The sequence below is a fragment of the Acinetobacter sp. B-6 genome, from assembly GCF_056930735.1.
Genome location: NZ_JBXPBY010000006.1, coordinates 155,518 through 174,648, shown reverse-complemented (window position 1 = coordinate 174,648; position 19,131 = coordinate 155,518). Strand labels below are relative to the sequence as shown.

Below are 19,131 nucleotides of genomic sequence, written 5' to 3'. Positions count from 1 at the left end.
ATCTATATCGAGTTTTATACAGGAATGAGGTGATTAAGCCAATCACGTAATAACAGCTTGGCTTTGTCCTGTAAGGATTGCCCATATAGTACATTTTCTTGACGTAACTTTAAAATATCAATCTTCGCCTGATTGAGTTCAGTCGCATGTCCAATCAACCAACGCTCTAATGTTTTTGGATCAACTTCAACATGAAATTGCAATGCCAGAATATTGAGACCCACAGCAAAGGCTTGGTTGGGATAGTAAATTGAACCTGCTAAGCGTTTAGCGGATTCAGGTAAATCAAAGGTGTCACCATGCCAGTGTAAAACCTGAACATTTTCCAAATGCTTTAAAGCTGAGGCAAAGCCTTGACTGGTAATGGTTAATCGACTCCAACCTATTTCTTTGATATGCCCCTGATACACCTTTGCACCTAAAGCCGTTGCTATTAACTGAGCACCTAAACAAATACCCAGTGTTGGATAGTGATGAGCGAGACGGGTACGTAGTGCATGAATTAAATCCGATAAATAAGGATAATTAGCCGTTTCATATACGCCGATCGGTCCACCCAATAAAATAACAGGATGTTTTGAAGCAAGAGCCTCATCCACGGCATCGACACCTAACTGTAAATACTGAATTTGATAATTTAAGTCATTCAGCGTCTGTGCAAAACTGCCTAAATCTTCAAATGCCAAAGTTTGAATCGCATAGATCATTTTCATCTTGGTCACGCTACTTTTTCAATGGGATGAATGACTTTAAGCAAGCCATATATTTGTTGAGCTAAATATTCAATTTGTGTGCTATTGATAATATAAGGTGGCAATAAGCGAATAATTTTTCCTTGGGTGACATTCACTAAGATATCAAATTCTTCACTGGCAATTTTTGTCAGGTTTTCAATCGGATGGATCAGTTCAATTGCAATCATCAATCCCACACCACGAACCGATTGCACATTGTTTAAACCTGTTAATTTGGACTGTAGTAAATCGAGTAAGTGATAACCTTTTGCATGAATTGAGGATAAATACTGTGTTTCCAGTAGATGCAACACTCGATACGCCACACGACAGGCTAGAGGATTTCCACCAAAGGTAGAACCATGTAAGCCTGACTGTAATAGTTGCCCCAACTTAGGGTGGGTTAAACAGGCACCAATCGGCAAACCATTGCCCAAGCCTTTGGCAATGGTGAGTACATCAGGACAAATTTCAGCTTGTTGATAATAGAACCATGTTCCTGTACGCCCCAGTCCACATTGGATTTCATCCAACATCAACAACCAATCCTGTTGATCACATAGTGCTCTGAGTTGCTTGAGATAAAATGCTGAAGCAATATTCACCCCAGCTTCGCCCTGAATTGGCTCAAGTAATACTGCCACAACATCGGGATCATTTTGATAAGCTTCGATCGCAGCCAAATCATGAAATGCAACAAACTCAAAACCAGTTAATAAGGGACCAAAAGCCTGTCGATAATCAGCTTTTGCCGTTGCAGATAACGCCCCTAATGTGCGTCCGTGAAATGCCTGTTGCATGACAATTATTTTGGGACATTGAATGCCTCGCTGATGACCATATAAACGGGCTAATTTAATTGCCGTTTCATTGGCTTCTGTGCCTGAATTACAAAAAAAAGTCTGGGTTAAACCCGTAATCTGTGCCAGTTTTTCAGCAAGACGTTCATTCCAAGTATGTTTAAATAAATTGGAAAGATGTAAGAATGTTTGGGATTGTGCCACGATTTCCGTATGAATATCAGGATGAGCATGCCCAAGTAAGGTGACACCGACACCTGAAATAGCATCCAAATAACGCTTATCTTGGTGATCCCATAGATAGCACCCTTGACCACGTTGAAATTCAATGGCTAAAGGTTGATAAACGGGCATTAAATAACTCATGTCATCTCCTGCGACAAAATATTCATCGAACAGGGCTGATAGATATATTCACTTCCCAAGAGCTGCATCGTCCCCTCTTTTTGCATAAGAAAACGCGAATCTTCAATCACTTGATGTAACTCATAGCTTAATTCGGTTGTATGCTGTAAATAACTCAACAAAGTATTAATTTTCATTAAAGCGTGCATAGAACGGCTTTGAAAATGTCCCAATAATTTGCCCTGTTGATAGATGGTTAATTGATAATGTTGACTCATCTTGGCTTACTCCGCCCAGTAATAATGATCAGGCAGTGCTCTTGCACCAAAAATAGCCTGCCCAATGCGAATATCCGTTGCACCTTCTTCGATGGCAATTTCAAAATCTCCAGACATCCCCATAGATAAACGCTGGACATCAGGATAAATTTTTTGAATTTGATCTCTTAGTACACGTAAAGTCTGAAAACATCGCCTCACCTCAACAGCATCTTGACTGTGAATAGCCAGCGTCATTAATCCAATTATTTTGAACTGCGTAAACTGCTGACACTGCTCAATTAAAGCTAAGGCTTGTTCAGGTTCAACACCAAATTTACTGTGTTCATTAGAGGTATTTACCTGAATAAAAACAGGAATTTTGCGTTGTTCGAGTAATAAGCGATGATTTAGTTTTTCTGCAAGTTTTAAACTGTCTAAGGCATGAAACTCATCAATAAATTTGGCAACATACTTCACTTTATTGCTTTGTAAATGCCCAATTAAAATCCAATGAATTGGTAAATGTTGTAGCGCTTCATATTTGGCTTTCGCCTCTAACACTTTATTTTCACCAAAACTACAAAAGCCTAATTGATATGCCTGTTCAATTTTTTCAATCGCTAAAGTTTTGGTCACAGGCAATAAGCGAATCTCTGCGGGATTACGTCCTATTTTTTGGCATATCGCTGTAATCTGTTGCTGAACCTCACTAAAGTTTTGCTGCAACCCAATTAAATTGCTCGGCGTAACAAAGTGCTCCATAAAAAACCCATGACAAATTAATTTTGTCCTATGACAATAATATGGTTTAAAAAATTGCGCAAGCTTTTTATCGTCTTGCTCGACAAATTAGCTTGCGCTTACTCAATAAAACCCATTCATCACCGTGACTAAATCACGCGCTAAGAATTAAAGTTATTGCCATTTTTTACATACCCAATGCTCATGTTATTGAGCAGGTTTCCAAACAAATTGTGCAGCTTCAATTTGATTAGGAATCAACTTTTGACTATAGAAGAGGTCTGCAATCTTTTGTTGAGATTGAATAGCCTCTAAACTTAAAATCGCAACAGGATTTGGTTTTGGTTTTTTAGCAATGACTTTTTGCGTCACTTTGACATCTAAACCCGTGCTCTTCGCCAAAATCTCAGCTGCTTCTGATGGATGAGCATTAATCCACTGATCACTTTGATTTAATACAGCCAATACTTTTTCTGCATCCTTTGGATGGTTTTTGACAAAATTAGGCTGCGCCAAATAGTAGCTATAGGTCGTTGGCAAATCTGTAGACTCGAATAAAATCTTTGCATTTCCATCAATTTCGGCAGCGCTAATATAGGGGTCCCAAACAGCCCAAGCATCAATTGCCTTTTTATCCAAAGCAGCACGTGCATCGGATGGCGTCAGCCAAACAGGTTGGATATCTGCCCATGATAGATGAGCTTGCTTTAAAGTTTCAGCCAAAAAGTTATGCGCACTTGAGCCTCGGGTTAATGCAATTCGTTTTCCTTTCAAATCCGCAAGACTTTTAATCGAACTCTGATTCGGCAATAAAATTGCATGAGCTTGACGAGATGATTGCTCATAACCTAAATAATTCAATTGTTTCCCCGCGGATAATGCAAATACAATCGGTGCATCACCGGTATAACCGAAATCAATTGAATTGACAGATAAAGCCTCTAAGGTCTGAGGACCCGCAGGAAACTCTTTCCACTCAATTTTTACATGAGGGAATTGTTTTTCAAACAATTGATTCTGCTTCGCCACGATCAATTTTAATGCTGCTTTTTGATAGCCTATATTGAGTGTACTGATCTGATTGCTATCAATGGATTTTTTATCATCCTGTGTCTGTTTTGAACAACCTGAAAGCAGTAACCCTGTACTAAAAATGGTAATCAATCCATACGCTAATAACTTATTCATATTCACTCAAATCATCTAATATTTCATCGAGTGTATACAGACAATAAAATATTGATAAATATATAATCTTTATATATTTATCACATAATATTCACAAAGGTTTTTAACGCTTCAATGTTCTATTTTTTATAGCGAATACAATTACGCCCTTCTGCTTTGGCTAAGTATAAATATTCGTCAGCAGCTTTAAATACCTTATGAATATCTGTAGATATTTCAGGCCAGTGTGCAATACCAACCGACACAGTCACTGCGGGAATATCATCAATTGGACTTTTTTCCAACAGTTGGCGAATTCTTTCAGCAATATTGATACTTAAATTTTGGCTATCTATCGGACTTAATATGACAAATTCCTCGCCACCAATTCGACAACAAATATCAATATTTCGTACACAGTCCTTGATATGCTGTGCCGTACGCTTTAACACCATATCCCCCTTTTCATGCCCATATTGATCATTGATTTTTTTAAAGTAATCAATATCTACAGCAATAATGGCAAAAGGAATATTGGATTTCATCAAGCGTTCAATATGCAGCTCCATCCCACGACGGTTATACAGACCTGTCAAAGGATCAGTATTTACATAATGGTTGAGTGTGGAAATTCGTTTGCTAAAATTTGAAGAACTTTGCAACAAGGATCGTTTAAAATTCCTGACTTCATAATAGAGCGCATCAACATCTTTAATTTGATTGGCTGTTTCTGGATTGTTTAAATGGCTCGCCATCGTTGCCAAGCGGTTTAATGGCGCAGAAATATAATAGGAAATTTTCCAAATAATTAAAAAAATTAGAATATAAAAAACAAGCATATATGCAATGATTTTATAGATAAGGTTGGGTACTTTTTCTAATAGTTTATGCGTGGGTTGTTGTGAAACAATAATCCAATCGGTGTGTTTCACTTTTGCAAAACCCGCTAAATTATCAACCCCTTTACTATTGATCAATCTTATTTTCCCTATCGGATGTTTCTCCATATAATCCAGACCTGTATTGTCTGTTGCATATGTTCCTATTCGATGAACATCAGGATGAAAAATGATTTTATGCTGGCTATCGAGCACATACATATAGCTGTCTTTATAATTAAAACTAATGGTCAATAACTCATTGATAATATTTCTTTCTTTTAAATAAATCGCACCACCTACAAAACCTAGATAATTCTTATGCTGATCAAAAATTGGTTGTGAAATAAACACAATCAAATTCTTTTTGACTGAGTAATACGGACTTGTAATCACGGTCTTTTGGGTATCTAAAGATTCAGTAAAGCCCAATGTTCTATTGATTACATTTTTATTCAATGCAATTTTCGATGGTGAAAAATTGAGGATTCGACCATGTTTATCAGAAATAATCACACTATCAAAAAAGTTAGACTGAAATTTGAGGCGGTCTACTTCTGATTGTTTAAATTTTTCGTCATCAAATGATTGCCCCAATAACATGGCACTGTAATCAAGTTGTTTTAATACCGTCTGAATTTGTGAATCTGTTTTTTGCGCAATCTTCGTTGCATACTCCATATTCACAGACAAAGACGTATCTAATAATTCTTTTTTTTGAATAGAGTAGTTTACGAATAAAGATGCAATAAAGAGGATAACAATACTGAAAACAGCCAAAAATAGAATAAGTTTCCTTAGGTTTAATTTTAAACAAAATATGAATTTTTTTAGTTTCATTGAGTCAATTGCAAACAGCATTTGCTTGAATTTTATGCTCTTTTAATCATTATTACTACAATATTTTTATTATTATTAAACTTATTTCCAATCCCCTTAAAATAAGATGCGCATAATATTATCAACAAATTATAACCATCACTTCATATAATAATACTTAAAAATAATTATAACCCTCTGTAATATAAATAAGAAATTCATTTTACTCTCTAATTGAACAATATACTCAGGGGATGTATTTTTTACCTTCTAGATTTAATGTAAAAATATATTATTCTTATTAACATGACTTTAATCATATATTAAGCTCTACTTCGCATATTCTTTATATCAACTAAATTAATAGATTTTACAACGACAGCAATTTGCCTAATTGTCTTGAATTGATGTCTGTTCAAGAGTCATAACATTACTATGTTTATCGAATAAAAAATATTTAATCAACCAGTGCTTTGACCGACACGAATGTTTATCAATCAAAAGCAATCAACAAGTGACTGCCATGAATATAGAGTATCCTTGGCAATCAAGTTGATTTTCATGGTGATTTAAACTGCTTAGATACTTTTGGAATTATTCGACTTGCCAAGCAAAAAATTTAAATGTTGTCGTACCGCAGCCCATTCACTTTTTAAAATACTATACACATATGTATCACGCAAAATATCATCTTTCACAATTTGATGGCTACGCAATATGCCATCGAGTTTTGCACCTAAACGTTCAATCGCGGCTCGGCTTTTGAAGTTAAATGAGGATGTGCGAAACTCAACTGCAATACAATTCAAGTGATCAAAAGCATAACTTAGCAGTAACTGCTTACATGCTGTATTGATATGTGTTCGTTGCACAGATTGTCGATACCAAGTTGAACCAATTTCGACACGGCGATGGACCGCTTCGATATTCATAAAACTGGTCATACCTAAAACTTGAGCTGTTTGTTTTTCAATGACGGTATAAGGCAACATCTTGCCTTGAGTCTGTAAGTTCAATCGTCGCTGAATCTCAGCCCCCATTTGCTCAGGCGTTGGGATATGTGTAAACCATAAGTTCCATAGTTCTCCGTCACATACAGCTTCTATCAGCGCTTCCATGTGTTGTATTTCAAGCGGTTTTAAAATGACATGATCATTTTCTAAAACCTGAGACGTTAGCCAAGTCATTTAATTCTCCTTCTACCCACATAGAGATGAGTATTTATTTATTTTTCTCTGCTGCAACCTGATACATTGCATCAGCAATTACACCATGCTCTGTCTGAGATAATGCATTGGCAACGCCAACAATATCTCGATAATCTTTGTTCTGACCGAGTTTTGATTTTCCTTGAAGCCGTGTAATTTCAATTTCGATACCAACAATTTCCTGAAGCATCGGTTCTAAATAATCTTTGGGAGCATCAGACATTTTCCACGGCGTAGGTTGAGTTGCTTCATGTGTCCGAGTTAAACGTGCAACTACACCTCGTACATAACGCTCGTCATCATGAATACGGATTTTGCCATGCGCATGTACAACCCTGTAGTTCCATGTTGGCACCTGTCGATGGTGTTCATGTTTACTTGGATACCATTGAGGTGAAATATAGGCATCTCCAGCACGGAATACCACCAACACCTCATCACCGTCATGAAGCTGCTGCCAGATAGGATTCTGTCTTGACACATGGGCATGGAGTGTACCCAACTCTGACTGTTCTAACTGTAGTTCAAAAGGTAAATGGTTAGCATCTAGACCCTGTGTGCTATGACTCAACAGTATTCCCAGTGGATATTCACACATCAGTTGATGCATCTCTTTCACTTCAGTGATTTCAAAATCTTTAGGGATATACATAGTCGACTCCTCTCACTCTCAATCATTAAAACAGTCATTAAACATAAACTTTCTGTTGTAAATTTTCTGATTTAATTGGATTATTCAAAAGTACCAGTTTGTATTTATTTAAGTAGTCCAGAATTATGGCGAGAATGGCAAAAGTGGTTGAGCTTCCTTCAATTTCGAAGCTCAACAAACAGCAAGGCAAAGTGACTGCGCAACTGATACAGATCCTCAGAGAAGCTGTACAACAAGGAGATTTAAAGGCAGGTGATCCTTTGCCCTCGTCACGTGAATTGGCGCTCAGCTTAAGTGTTTCCCGTGGAACGATAATTGAAGCATATGATCAATTACTGGCCGAAGGTGTTTTAGAGGCACATCCACGTAAGGGAACCTTTGTTGCACAGTCTTTAATCAACACGCCACATCAACAACATCAAAAAGACATTGTTACCAATACATTTAAATCAAATCTGACAGCAGCCGCACAAGCCTATGCCGAGATATTAAAAGAATTTAAACCTTTGCCCCATTTACCCTTTGCGATATCTGTTCCTACCGGACGTACTCAACCCAATGATGTCTGGCGCAAATTTGGCAATCGCTATCGCGCTCAAGGAGAAGGCTTACCCTCAGGCTATGATGATCCTCAGGGCGTATGGTCATTGCGAGTTGCAATTGCAGAGTATGTTCGTCGTTCTCGTTCAGTTCATTGCCAACCTGAACAGATTGTGATTACCAATGGCATACAACAAGCTTTATATATTTGCAGTCAAATTTTATTTGAACCGAAGGATCAGGTATGGCTCGAAGATCCTGCTTATCGTGGAACATCAGCCATTTTAGAAAACACTGTACAAAACATCCAAATTGTTCGTGTTCCTGTTGATGAGGAAGGATTGCAAATCAATACAGCCATCAACCTTGCTCCTCATGCACGAGCAGCTTTCGTTACCCCTTCTCATCAATACCCGATGGGTATGCCGATGAGTTTATCTCGTCGTCATGCCTTATTGGCATGGGCATCACAACAACAAGCATGGATTATTGAAGATGATTATGACAGCGAACTACGTTATCACGGGCAACCTTTTCCAGCCTTACAAGGTTTAGCACCTGAACGTGTCATCTATTTGGGTACTTTTAGTAAAGTGCTTTTCCCTTCACTTCGACTGGGTTATGCGATTTTACCGCAAGCCTTAGTTGCACCTTTCTGTGGTTTAAGAGTGTTGATCGACCGTCACCCTGCTTCAGCAGATCAACATGTGCTCGCCAAGTTTATTGAGCAAGGGTATTTAGAACGACATATCCGTAAAATTCGCCAAGTTTATGCCGAAAATCGTCAACATTTGATGACGATAATTGCAAGACATATCCCTGAACATCTCGGTTATTTAGAGTCTGGAGATCAAGGCATGCATATGGTGCTTTGGCTCGCAGAACATATCAATGACCTTGCCATTGCCCAAGCAGCCGTAGACATGAAAATTGCAGTGAAAGCTATTTCTCCAACTTTTTCAGCACAACGAAAACGTTCAGGTTTAATTCTTGGCTTAGGTGATTTTAATCTCAAGCAAATGGAAAGTGCGGTCATAATTTTAGCTGATCTTATTCAACAAGCTAATGTTAAATCAGCATCCATCTAGTCAATCAGTTAAAAACATGTATCGCAAAATCGAATTTCTGTTGATCAATATGAATCTGCGCATATCGATCTATACAGACCAGTTTAGATCTAAACCCAACTGCAGAGAGTCAATTCTTTACAGTTTAGTGCTGTTCTTCTTGATATTCCTGAATAGCTTCTTTGGCTATACGAAAACTGTCTACCGCAGCAGGTACACCACAGTAAATTGCAACTTGTAACAGCACCTCACGAATTTTGTCTTTTGGTACACCATTTCGTAATGCGCCTTTAACATGTAATTTTAGCTCATGTGGACGATTTAATGCAGAAATCATGGCAAGATTAATCAGACTACGCTCAGGTTTGCTCAGTTCTTCACGTCCCCACACTGCGCCCCAACAATACTCAGTGACCAACTCCTGTAAGGGTAAATTAAAATCATCCGCATTGTTGATCGATTGATTGACATAATCTTCACCCAGTACTTGTTTACGAATCACAAGACCTTTTTCAAATTTTTCATTACTCATCTGTTTAATCCTCCAAATAAGGTGTATTTAATTTCAAGGTAATCTTCAATGCCATACTTTGAACCTTCACGCCCTAAACCTGATTGTTTGATTCCGCCAAATGGTGCAACCTCATTAGAAATCAATCCTTTATTGATACCTACCATGCCGTATTCCAATTGTTCACTCATACGCCAAGCACGTCCGAGGTCTTTGGTATAACAGTAGGCTGCTAAACCAAACTCTGTTGCATTGGCCATCTCTAACGCCTGTTGCTCGGTTTCAAACTTAAATACAGCGGCAAGCGGACCAAAAGTTTCCTGAGTTGCCACATCCATGTCTGCGGTCACATCTGCAATAATGGTTGGCTGATAAAATAACTCTCCTGCGCTGTGACGTTGCCCCCCTGTCACCAAACGAGCAGCTTTGGATAAGGCATCTTGTACATGGGCTTCAACTTTCTTCACAGCATTCAGATTAATCAGTGGACCAATTTCACTACCAACATCCAAACCATTGCCAATTTTAAAAGCACTGACTTTTTCACTTAATGCGTTGATGAATTTATCGTAAATGCCTGCTTGAACCAAAAAACGATTTACACAAACACAGGTCTGCCCTGCATTTCGATATTTTGCAATCAATGCGCCTTCAATGGCGTCATCCAAATCTGCGTCATCAAAAACAATAAATGGTGCATTACCACCCAATTCCAAAGAGACTTTTTTTAAGGTTTGTGCAGAACGTTGATAAAGCATTTTTCCCACAGGTGTAGATCCTGTAAATGTAAACTTTCGCACCACATCACTTTCAAAAATAGCATCTCCAATCGTGACTGCATCCCCTGTAATCACACTGAAAATTTCGGCAGGAATCCCAGCTTGCACAGCTAAATCAACCAACGCTAAAGCTGTAAATGGTGTTTCAGGTGCAGGTTTAACAATACAAGGGCAACCTGCCGCCAATGCAGGCGCTACTTTTCGTGTAATCATCGCTGCTGGGAAATTCCACGGTGTAATCGCTGCAACGACTCCGATCGCTTGTTTTTGTACCACAATACGTGCATCTGGATATGGGCTTGGGACGATATCCCCATATACACGCTTTGCTTCTTCAGCAAACCACTCTACAAAACTGGCAGCATACAAAATCTCTCCTCTCGCCTCTGCCAATGGTTTGCCCTGTTCACTGGTGAGAATAAAAGCAAGTTCATCTGCCTGCTCAACCATCAATTCAAACCAACGTTTTAAAATGATTGAACGATCTTTTGCTGTTTTATTTTTCCAAGCTGACCAAGCATTTGCAGCAGCTTGAATTGCTCGTTCTGCTTCGGTTTTCCCCATATTGGGTACTGTCCCAATAAGTGCTTGAGTTGCAGGATTATAAATATCTGTTCTTTGAAGGTTGTCAGCATCACACCATTGCCCAGCGATGAAGGCTTGTTGGTGAAAGAGAGACATGTCTTTGAGTTGCATATGGATCATCCTGTTTAGATGCAAACATCCGTATGTGCTTATAACGCTATGGTTTGTATCAGCACATACTTAATCTTGTATTATGGCATACCAAGAAAATGATGAAAAAAATTTTCGGTTGCCCGAATGTTATGATTCAACGTTAAAAATAATAGAATAAAGTCAAATTCAATAACTTATTCCACTTGTTATCATCCCCCAATGCCAATGATGCTGCATTGCCACCGATAAAAGGATCATTTTTACTCATGATATATTCAGCAAGCAAAGAAAGCTTTTTATGATCAATGGAGACACCCAAGATATTTCGAATGGAATCCTTTGCTTCAGCCTGATCTTTGTTATATCGGCTATGCATGAGATAAGGGGTAATATTGCCAATTTTTCCGACATCTTTAAATGCATACCCCAGATCAGCCGTGTAATAACTGGCTTTGTTGGCGACGGCATATTCAGTGTCATAAGATCCCATGAGCGAAGTGTCAGGTTGAATTAAATCTTTATTGTTGACATCATTTTTGCCTCCAGTCAAAGTCAACCCAAGCTGCCCATAATTTACTTTGGTAAATACTGACCAAGCATTACGTCGTCCAGTCTGGTTGGTTTTCTTATTGTCTATTTGCGAGATCCAGTAAGACGCACCAAGCTGCGTATCTAAACCATCGATACCCAAAGGAATATCTTGACTCACCCGCCCCACCCACATGTTTTTCTCTTGTAAGTTGGTTTGTGTCACATCATCGGAACGTACATAATTGGCTGTGTAACGACCTGAATCTGGCGTATAGGTCCCTGAATAATGACCACCATCAATCGCAAAATAACCAAAATCAAATTTGGTCGCTGACGATAATTCAGCATGATAGTTCACACCAACATTATGCACATCTTCCAAACCCGCAGTAGTATTGATACTACCATACAAGCTATTACCCCAGAAACGTCCGGGTCCAAATGGAATGGCTTGCATACCCACCACAAGTTGATCTGTTTTATTCAAACGATAACCTGCATAAGCATCAATCATGCTGGAAAAATCACAAAACCGCTCATATTGATAACAACGATATTCTGCGTGTCCAAACAGATTTCCACGTTCATAATCCAATTTAAGTTGCGCTGCATCGAAACGGATTTTCTGATCATCGGCATTCTCACCATAATCTTTGACTTGGTAATTGCCCCGTACATAACCAGATACAGTGAGCTGACCTGTTTCACTATTGGATTCACCAAAACTGATTCCAGCATAACTTGGTGAAATATATGCAACTAAAATTGAAGCGATAACCCATTGTAAATTATTATTTTTCATCGTGAAGATTCCTTTCACATCACATTTTAATGTTAAACTTTGATATCCAAAGCTGAGTCTGCGTATTTAATCTTGCTGAAATTAAACAGGTAATACACGATAAAACTCACCACCAATCCAATCACCCAAGAAACATCAACATCAGGGATCACATTGGCAAATGGTCCTGTAAAAAAGGCATTGGTCAAGAAAGGAATCTGAATCATAATCCCGATAAAATAGGCGATCAGCGCTTTGGCATTAAACTTGCCGTAAATACCACCATCTTGGGCAAAAATAGACTGAATATCATAAGATTTCTTGTTGACCACATAGAAATCCAAAAGATTGATCGACACCCAAGGTACTAAGATAAACAACAAGGCAAAAATCACATTCAGGAAGAAACTAATAAAGTTGCTCGAAGCCCATAATGCAGTGAAAGTTGCCAGAATCAGTACCACAACTGACAGCACAATTCGAATATTCTTACTCGGTATCCATTGTCCTGCAAAGGTTTGAATCGAAGTAATGCATGACAACACTGCACCATATAGATTCATGGCATTGTGACCAATAATATTACAAAGAAATAGAATCATCAGAACATAGCCAAATATGCCTGTGCCTGATTTAACAGCTTCCATCGCATCTGTCGTGGAACCGATACTGACCGCTACAGTTCCAAAAGCCATAGCAAAAATTGTACCGAGAGATGCACCCAAATAGGTGTAAATAAAGGGTTTATAAATGCCAATACTTTTAGGTAAATATCTTGAATAATCTGAGGTATATGGAGAAAAACTAATTTGCCAAACCGCACATAAACCAAACATGGCAAACCAGCCTTTCAGGTTGAAAGTTCCTTTTGCCAAAACCTCAGCATTGATATGCGGCAGCATAATGATTAGACCAATCAACAACGAACCACCCATAAACCAAGTTCCAATCTTATTGAACTTATGAATCAGGTGATAACCGACGATTCCAATGGTCGTTGCAGCAATTGCTCCGATCACGGTTGCTGTAGGTACAGGAATTGCGGGAACAACCGTGTGCAAAGTTTTACCCGATAAAATAATATTGGAAATAAAGAATCCAAGGTAAATCAGGGTCGTAAATAGCACCACCAACAAAGCCCCATAGCGCCCAAACTGCGCACGGCTTTGAATCATTTGTGGAATACCCACTTGCGGTCCTTGTGCCGAGGTTAGTGCTAAAATCGCTGCACCAAAGAAATGTCCTGCACAAATTGCCACCAAAGCACTGATTAAGCTTAGCTTAAAAGTGAGCATCGACATTGCACCTGTAATCACAGCCAAAGGCGCAATATTGGTACAAAACCATAAAGTAAAAAGATCCCGAACTTTTCCATTGCGTTCTGATGGATCTACATAATCAATCGAATGGCTTTCTATCGCAAAAGCATTTTTTTCATTTTGACTCATATCCTTAATCTCTCTTCGAGGAATTCATTTTCCTCAATCTGAATTTATTTGTGAGCGTAAATGTAGATTTCACAACCTACTTTGTCAGCATCCCATTCAAATGACCTGACCACGATATTGACGATATGGCTGACTAATACGCTGTCGTTTGCGTGAATTCAGCCTAAAAAAGATAAAAGACACCCCATGTGAGACTTTTTTCAAAGCTCAACAATATTTATCCTTTTCAATTACAGTAAAAATTTATAGAACTTTAGTGTTCTGCATATATTTTCATCCTTGAAGTTAAATTCCTTAAATTAAAATATGATCTTCTGATTCATGACCATCATTTATCTCATGACTATCTTTTATCTCATGATAAAGGGATCATCAATCGGTTGATCAGAGGTACGTAACCAAACCGTTTTGGTGGTGGTGTAGTCAAATACCGCCTCAAAACCACCTTCTCGACCATGTCCAGATAAACCATGACCACCAAAAGGTGCAAGTGGTGACACTGCACGATAAGTATTGAGCCAAACAATTCCGGATTGAATCGCTTTTGTCATGCGGTGTGCGCGACTTAGATTTGTAGTAAACACGCCTGCGGCAAGACCATAAGCGGTATTGTTTGCCGTGTGTATTGCCTCAAGCTCTGTTTTAAAACTGACCACGGACAGCACTGGACCAAACAACTCATTCATTACACAATCGGCCTGAGTCGCATCACTACAATCCAAAATAGTGGGTGGATAGTAATAGCCTGCACGGTCAATACTCTCCCCACCTGTCAATAGCTTTGCCCCCTGCTGAATTGAACTTGCGACAATCTGTTCAATTTTTTGCCGTTGGCGTAAAGTACACAATGGACCGAACTCAGTTGCCATATCCTCAGGCAGACCAATTTTGATGCTTTGCACACGTTGTACCAAGCGTTGTACAAATTCATCTTTGATGCTTTCTTCAACCAATAAACGAGAACCTGCCACACAACTTTGTCCAGTTGCAGCAAAGATCGCTGCGACTTGAGCATTTACAGCACTTTGTAAATCAGCATCTGCGAACACAATAAATGGAGATTTCCCCCCTAACTCAAGAGATACTTTGGCAAGATTTTCAGCAGAATTTCTGACAATATGCTGCGCTGTTTCAGGTCCGCCTGTGAATGCCACATGTGCAACATCAGGATGACGGGTTAAAACAGCACCACATTCAGCCGCAAAACCTGTAATCACATTTACCACACCCGCAGGGAAACCAGCTTCATGTACTAAGCGTGCAAAAGCCAGCAAAGGTGCTGGACCTTCTTCCGACGCTTTTAAAACCACGCTACAGCCTGCTGCCAAAGCAGGACCAACTTTAACTGCGGATAAAAATAACTGACTGTTCCAAGGTACGATTGCTGCAACAACACCTACAGGCTCTCGAATAGTCCAAGCTTGCATATCAGGCTTATCAATCGGTAAATATCGACCTTCAAGTTTGTCAGCAACACCAGCATAATAGCGGTAATACTCGGCTACATATGCAATCTGGCTCGATGTTTCACGGATAATTTTACCGGTATCTTGTGTCTCAAACAGCGCCAACTCTGGTGCTGATCGTTCAATTAAATCCGCAAGTTTATACAGCAACTTACCCCGCTGAGATGCGGTTAAATCAGCCCAAGCTGAATCTTTTAATGCTTGTGAAGCAGCTGCAACCGCACGATTCACTTCATCTGTACGTGCTTCAGGCATTTTTGCCCAAACTTGTCCTGTTGCAGGATTGATACTGTCAAATTGTGCAGCACCATCCTCAAACTGACCATTGATATATAACTGAAATGGAGAAGTCATGGTCTTCTCTCCTATGCAAAAGCTGGCATCACTTCGTTGATCATACGCTCCAATGAGGCTTTTTTACGTTCAAAGCTCATTCCTGTATCGATCCAGAATGAGTATTCGTTATAGCCCATTGCCTCATAAGCTTTTAAACGATCAATCACTTCTTGCGCTTGACCAATCACATTATTTTTACGCATAGCTTCTGGACTATAGAAAGGATGTTGCGCCATTTCTTCCTTGGTCATCGGTGCGATCAGCCCTTGGCTAATTTCACGCTCATTTTTAAACCATGCACCAAAATAATTATAGAATGTATTGATTTCATCTGCGGCGAGTTGAGCATCTTGCTCACTGTCAGCGACATAGGTATGACGAAGTAACATAATTTCAGGACGTGGAATGTCTGCAAATTTCTCACATGCTGCATTAAAGTTGCCCATCAATTTCTCAACTTCTTCATCACCCAAATGTAATGGTGTCACTTGCACATTACAGCCATGTTGAACTGCAAATTCATGACTATTTGGATCACGTGCTGCAACCCAAATCGGTGGATGTGGCTCTTGTAAAGGTTGAGGAGCAGAGGTTGTTTTCGGGAATTGCCAAAACTCACCTTGATGCTCGTAATCGCCTTTCCACAAGTTTTTAATGGCAGGAATCATTTCACGCAAACGCTGCCCTGCACTCCATGCATCCATACCCGGTACCATGCGCTCATATTCGAAAGAATAAGCTCCACGGGCAATACCGATATCCAAACGACCATTGCTGATAATATCTGTCATTGCTGCTTCACCAGCCAATTTGATTGGATGCCAAAACGGCGCAACGACTGTACCTGTACCTAAGCGCACATGTTGAGTTTTGTTGGCCAAATCAGCCAAATTGATAAATGGATTAGGCGCAATGGTAAAATTCATCGCATGATGTTCACCTGTCCAAATCGCATGCATTCCGCCTCGATCTGCAATCTGACAAAGTTCAACCATTTCATCATAAAGCTGTTTTTGTGTTTGCTGATCAGAAACACGTTCCATGTGTACAAATAATGAAAAACGCATAGTTAAACTTCCTCTTTAACAATTTGACGAACTGTACCTGTTGTTTGATTACCGTAATACACCCCATAAGTTTTGAGATAATTTTCTTTACGATAACGCATCAACATACTTTCCAAGGCACTATCAACAAAAGTAAGCTGCTCAAGATCATTCAAGTCTATAAACTGACCCTTATGTGCTTGAAGTACTGGGGTATTACATAAGAAGGCAATATACTGTTGCTGTGTGGTGATATCGTCATATACAGAATATATAAAGCTTGGCGATGCCTCAGGTTGATAGACACTGAAGATTTTTTCGAGGGCTTTTTCAGCACCATCTTTGTTGACGAGCAAATGCGGCAAAGTCCATTTGCCATCAGCAGTTTGTTCAAGCAAAATCTGGTTTTCATGACCGATTAACGCCATCATCATGACTTTCATACTTGAAATCACATCGGTCGATGATTTAGCGGGTGTGAAATAAGCACCACGATAATAACCAAGACCTGCAAAGCCTGCTGAAGCAAAGTTTTCTACTTGACCAATCAAAATCGCATGGTCACCTGCATCTACAATTTGATAAGTGGTGCAATCAAACCATGCACTCACGTGGTCAATAATTGGATTTTGATACTGACTCGTCTTCCAAGACAGATTTGCAAAACGATCATCACTTGGTCGTGCAAAAGTATTGGAAATATCTTTCTGCTCTTCAGCCAAAATGTTAATCGCAAAATGCTGAGCCTTGGCAAAATGATGATAATTGCTCGATGTCTTGGCAATGCTGACCAGTAGTAATGCTGGGTCCAAAGACACCGAAGCAAAAGAGTTTGCAGTAAAACCGAGCGCAGTTCCATCATCTGTACAGGTTGTGACTACGGTAACGCCGGTCATAAATGATCCAAAAGCATCACGTAGTTCACGTATTTTATTTATCGTATCCATTTCACTCATTGCTATATCCCTTCATCAAGCAATTTAGACGCTGGTTTCCAACCATGCTTGCATTGCATTATTCACTTTGTCTGGTGCCGTTAAATTCACCATATGTCTTTCATTTTCAATCACAATTGCTTTTGCATTTTGTGCTTGCTGAGCCATTTGTACTGCCATTTCAGCGGTTGAGTTGGGATCACCTGTTCCTGTTAAAATCAAAGCAGGACATGTGATTTTTGACCAATCATCTGCGTAGGTTGAATCTCCTTGGGCAAATGCTGAATAAGCTGTAGCGTAGCCAGCCATGTTCACATTTTGCAGCCATGTTTTTACCTTTAATGCTGCTTGGCGTTCGACTTCGCTGTCACCAAACCAACGTTGCAATGGTGTATCAATGTCGATCTTTCCTGTTTTCAGTGCTTCAGCACGCTGAAGCACGGCATCTTTGGCTTTTTCTGTGCGTTTATAAACACCATTTAAAACAGCCATTCGTTTAACTAAATCAGGACGTGTTGCACTCACGCCTGTGGTAATCAAAGAACCCATTGAGTGCCCTGCTAAATTCACAGCACCCACATTCAGTTGACATATAAACTCAATCGTCCAGTCAACAAATGCCTGTAAAGGGGCATCATTGACCAATTGGGTACTCTGTCCATGACCTGGCATATCCACCGAAATCACACGATAGTGTTTCGAAAAAAATTCTATTTGTGGATACCATGCTTCAGCTTGCATACCCACACCGTGAATAAGCACCAATGGCTCGCCTTCACCCTGCTCAAAATAATGAGCAATCCGATTATTTGACAGCTGCAGGGTTTTTGAGATCATGACCTAACTCTTCCAAATCTTGATAACGATCACCAATACGATGATGTGGACGACCACCTGTTGCGGCACCAATCACCACAACCAATTCATCTGCTGCAGGTGCATCAGGAATAGCAAATTGTAAAGTCAGATAATGAGAACGACGACCTTCATCATTTTTATCCATCATCGGGATCAAGATCGGCGCATTGGCAGGACCACGGGTATTGTTAAATGCCAAGTAAGATTTTGCACCGACCGCACTACGGTAAGTATTACCAAAATGCAAGGTGTGAATCAGTGCAGAAGCATGCTCAAGCTCACCGTTTAAACCCACAACCGCACTCTTACCAAATGCTTGTACAGCTTCACCTGAACCGACCTCATCCAAAATCAGACGAGTTAAATGCTCACTTAAAATTGGTGCAATACGGCGAATTTCTGGTGCCAAGTTTTCAACATAGCCCTGTCCTGCCCATGGATTTTGGATTACAGCTGCTGCTGCAACCATTTTTAAAGGTATTGCTGCTTCTTTACCACCATCGACATAGGTCGTTTCAACATGCAGTACAGTTTTACGGATTAGATTCATT

General features: G+C 39.6%; 18 protein-coding genes. 1 reads left to right on the top strand and 17 read right to left on the bottom strand.

Features of this window, described 5'->3' with window-relative positions; genetic code table 11:
* Positions 1–14: 14 nt before the first annotated feature.
* The 8 genes from AC1Z3T_RS09435 to AC1Z3T_RS09400 form a co-directional block, all read right to left on the bottom strand.
* Positions 15–713: a glutamine amidotransferase gene (locus AC1Z3T_RS09435; protein WP_058967577.1), complete on the bottom strand. Its 699-nt coding sequence runs from the start codon at positions 711–713 to the stop codon at positions 15–17.
* 5 nt (positions 714–718) lie between these two features.
* The gene (locus AC1Z3T_RS09430) at positions 719–1,900 is read right to left on the bottom strand and encodes an aspartate aminotransferase family protein (protein ID WP_151752041.1); all 1,182 of its coding nucleotides are present in this window, start codon (positions 1,898–1,900) and stop codon (positions 719–721) included.
* The gene (locus AC1Z3T_RS09425; RefSeq protein ID WP_009586787.1) at positions 1,897–2,157 is read right to left on the bottom strand and encodes a hypothetical protein; all 261 of its coding nucleotides are present in this window, start codon (positions 2,155–2,157) and stop codon (positions 1,897–1,899) included. Before AC1Z3T_RS09425 ends, AC1Z3T_RS09430 begins: the two co-directional genes overlap by 4 nt.
* Positions 2,158–2,163: 6 nt before the next feature.
* The gene (locus AC1Z3T_RS09420; protein ID WP_419320511.1) at positions 2,164–2,901 is read right to left on the bottom strand and encodes a YggS family pyridoxal phosphate-dependent enzyme; all 738 of its coding nucleotides are present in this window, start codon (positions 2,899–2,901) and stop codon (positions 2,164–2,166) included.
* Between the two features lie 186 nt (positions 2,902–3,087).
* Positions 3,088–4,068, bottom strand: coding sequence for an aliphatic sulfonate ABC transporter substrate-binding protein (locus AC1Z3T_RS09415; protein WP_419320509.1), 981 nt, complete (start codon positions 4,066–4,068; stop codon positions 3,088–3,090).
* Between the two features lie 119 nt (positions 4,069–4,187).
* The gene (locus tag AC1Z3T_RS09410) at positions 4,188–5,786 is read right to left on the bottom strand and encodes a sensor domain-containing diguanylate cyclase (RefSeq protein WP_419320507.1); all 1,599 of its coding nucleotides are present in this window, start codon (positions 5,784–5,786) and stop codon (positions 4,188–4,190) included.
* A gap of 536 nt (positions 5,787–6,322) precedes the next feature.
* Positions 6,323–6,931 carry a GNAT family N-acetyltransferase gene (locus AC1Z3T_RS09405; RefSeq protein ID WP_100885800.1) on the bottom strand — a complete coding sequence of 203 codons (609 nt, stop codon included), beginning with the start codon at positions 6,929–6,931 and terminating at the stop codon, positions 6,323–6,325.
* Positions 6,932–6,965: 34 nt separating this feature from the next.
* The gene (locus AC1Z3T_RS09400) at positions 6,966–7,604 is read right to left on the bottom strand and encodes an FMN-binding negative transcriptional regulator (RefSeq protein ID WP_100885801.1); all 639 of its coding nucleotides are present in this window, start codon (positions 7,602–7,604) and stop codon (positions 6,966–6,968) included.
* A gap of 125 nt (positions 7,605–7,729) precedes the next feature.
* Between AC1Z3T_RS09400 and pdxR the strand changes: the two genes are divergently transcribed.
* Complete coding sequence (gene pdxR, locus AC1Z3T_RS09395) at positions 7,730–9,232, top strand: MocR-like pyridoxine biosynthesis transcription factor PdxR (protein ID WP_171266137.1); 1,503 nt, start codon at positions 7,730–7,732, stop codon at positions 9,230–9,232.
* Positions 9,233–9,356: 124 nt separating this feature from the next.
* On the opposite strand, the gene AC1Z3T_RS09390 is transcribed toward pdxR, so the two are convergent.
* The 9 genes from AC1Z3T_RS09390 to AC1Z3T_RS09350 form a co-directional block, all read right to left on the bottom strand.
* Entirely contained in the window at positions 9,357–9,743 is a 387-nt protein-coding gene (locus AC1Z3T_RS09390; RefSeq protein ID WP_004829624.1) for a carboxymuconolactone decarboxylase family protein, read from the bottom strand.
* Positions 9,740–11,197 (bottom strand): NAD-dependent succinate-semialdehyde dehydrogenase, encoded by a 1,458-nt coding sequence (locus AC1Z3T_RS09385; protein ID WP_100885803.1) that lies wholly within the window; start codon positions 11,195–11,197, stop codon positions 9,740–9,742. The genes AC1Z3T_RS09390 and AC1Z3T_RS09385 overlap by 4 nt, the downstream gene beginning before the upstream one ends.
* A gap of 142 nt (positions 11,198–11,339) precedes the next feature.
* Positions 11,340–12,512 (bottom strand): hypothetical protein, encoded by a 1,173-nt coding sequence (locus AC1Z3T_RS09380; RefSeq protein WP_100885804.1) that lies wholly within the window; start codon positions 12,510–12,512, stop codon positions 11,340–11,342.
* A 32-nt stretch (positions 12,513–12,544) separates the two neighbouring features.
* On the bottom strand, positions 12,545–13,939 hold the full coding sequence (locus tag AC1Z3T_RS09375) for a purine-cytosine permease family protein (RefSeq protein ID WP_046760557.1): 1,395 nt from the start codon (positions 13,937–13,939) through the stop codon (positions 12,545–12,547).
* A 350-nt stretch (positions 13,940–14,289) separates the two neighbouring features.
* The gene (tgnC, locus tag AC1Z3T_RS09370; RefSeq protein WP_100885805.1) at positions 14,290–15,759 is read right to left on the bottom strand and encodes a (Z)-2-((N-methylformamido)methylene)-5-hydroxybutyrolactone dehydrogenase; all 1,470 of its coding nucleotides are present in this window, start codon (positions 15,757–15,759) and stop codon (positions 14,290–14,292) included.
* An 11-nt stretch (positions 15,760–15,770) separates the two neighbouring features.
* The gene (gene tgnB, locus AC1Z3T_RS09365; RefSeq protein ID WP_009586728.1) at positions 15,771–16,808 is read right to left on the bottom strand and encodes a flavin-dependent trigonelline monooxygenase oxygenase component; all 1,038 of its coding nucleotides are present in this window, start codon (positions 16,806–16,808) and stop codon (positions 15,771–15,773) included.
* Between the two features lie 2 nt (positions 16,809–16,810).
* Positions 16,811–17,743 (bottom strand): flavin-dependent trigonelline monooxygenase reductase component, encoded by a 933-nt coding sequence (gene tgnA, locus AC1Z3T_RS09360; RefSeq protein WP_009586735.1) that lies wholly within the window; start codon positions 17,741–17,743, stop codon positions 16,811–16,813.
* Between the two features lie 24 nt (positions 17,744–17,767).
* Positions 17,768–18,559 (bottom strand): alpha/beta fold hydrolase, encoded by a 792-nt coding sequence (locus AC1Z3T_RS09355; protein ID WP_046760560.1) that lies wholly within the window; start codon positions 18,557–18,559, stop codon positions 17,768–17,770.
* Positions 18,528–19,130 (bottom strand): amino acid synthesis family protein, encoded by a 603-nt coding sequence (locus AC1Z3T_RS09350; RefSeq protein WP_009586814.1) that lies wholly within the window; start codon positions 19,128–19,130, stop codon positions 18,528–18,530. The genes AC1Z3T_RS09355 and AC1Z3T_RS09350 overlap by 32 nt, the downstream gene beginning before the upstream one ends.
* Between the last annotated feature and the right edge of the window lies 1 nt (position 19,131).

Coding starts and splice junctions, on each gene's coding strand:
- AC1Z3T_RS09420 (WP_419320511.1), bottom strand. CDS start 2,901: ATGGAGCACTTTGTTACGCCGAGCAATTTAATTGGGTTGCAGCAAAAC.
- AC1Z3T_RS09405 (WP_100885800.1), bottom strand. CDS start 6,931: ATGACTTGGCTAACGTCTCAGGTTTTAGAAAATGATCATGTCATTTTA.
- AC1Z3T_RS09435 (WP_058967577.1), bottom strand. CDS start 713: ATGAAAATGATCTATGCGATTCAAACTTTGGCATTTGAAGATTTAGGC.
- tgnB (WP_009586728.1), bottom strand. CDS start 16,808: ATGCGTTTTTCATTATTTGTACACATGGAACGTGTTTCTGATCAGCAA.
- AC1Z3T_RS09380 (WP_100885804.1), bottom strand. CDS start 12,512: ATGAAAAATAATAATTTACAATGGGTTATCGCTTCAATTTTAGTTGCA.
- AC1Z3T_RS09425 (WP_009586787.1), bottom strand. CDS start 2,157: ATGAGTCAACATTATCAATTAACCATCTATCAACAGGGCAAATTATTG.
- tgnA (WP_009586735.1), bottom strand. CDS start 17,743: ATGAGTGAAATGGATACGATAAATAAAATACGTGAACTACGTGATGCT.
- AC1Z3T_RS09400 (WP_100885801.1), bottom strand. CDS start 7,604: ATGTATATCCCTAAAGATTTTGAAATCACTGAAGTGAAAGAGATGCAT.
- AC1Z3T_RS09375 (WP_046760557.1), bottom strand. CDS start 13,939: ATGAGTCAAAATGAAAAAAATGCTTTTGCGATAGAAAGCCATTCGATT.
- AC1Z3T_RS09390 (WP_004829624.1), bottom strand. CDS start 9,743: ATGAGTAATGAAAAATTTGAAAAAGGTCTTGTGATTCGTAAACAAGTA.
- pdxR (WP_171266137.1), top strand. CDS start 7,730: ATGGCGAGAATGGCAAAAGTGGTTGAGCTTCCTTCAATTTCGAAGCTC.
- AC1Z3T_RS09410 (WP_419320507.1), bottom strand. CDS start 5,786: ATGCTGTTTGCAATTGACTCAATGAAACTAAAAAAATTCATATTTTGT.
- AC1Z3T_RS09430 (WP_151752041.1), bottom strand. CDS start 1,900: ATGAGTTATTTAATGCCCGTTTATCAACCTTTAGCCATTGAATTTCAA.
- AC1Z3T_RS09385 (WP_100885803.1), bottom strand. CDS start 11,197: ATGCAACTCAAAGACATGTCTCTCTTTCACCAACAAGCCTTCATCGCT.
- AC1Z3T_RS09350 (WP_009586814.1), bottom strand. CDS start 19,130: ATGAATCTAATCCGTAAAACTGTACTGCATGTTGAAACGACCTATGTC.
- tgnC (WP_100885805.1), bottom strand. CDS start 15,759: ATGACTTCTCCATTTCAGTTATATATCAATGGTCAGTTTGAGGATGGT.
- AC1Z3T_RS09355 (WP_046760560.1), bottom strand. CDS start 18,559: ATGATCTCAAAAACCCTGCAGCTGTCAAATAATCGGATTGCTCATTAT.
- AC1Z3T_RS09415 (WP_419320509.1), bottom strand. CDS start 4,068: ATGAATAAGTTATTAGCGTATGGATTGATTACCATTTTTAGTACAGGG.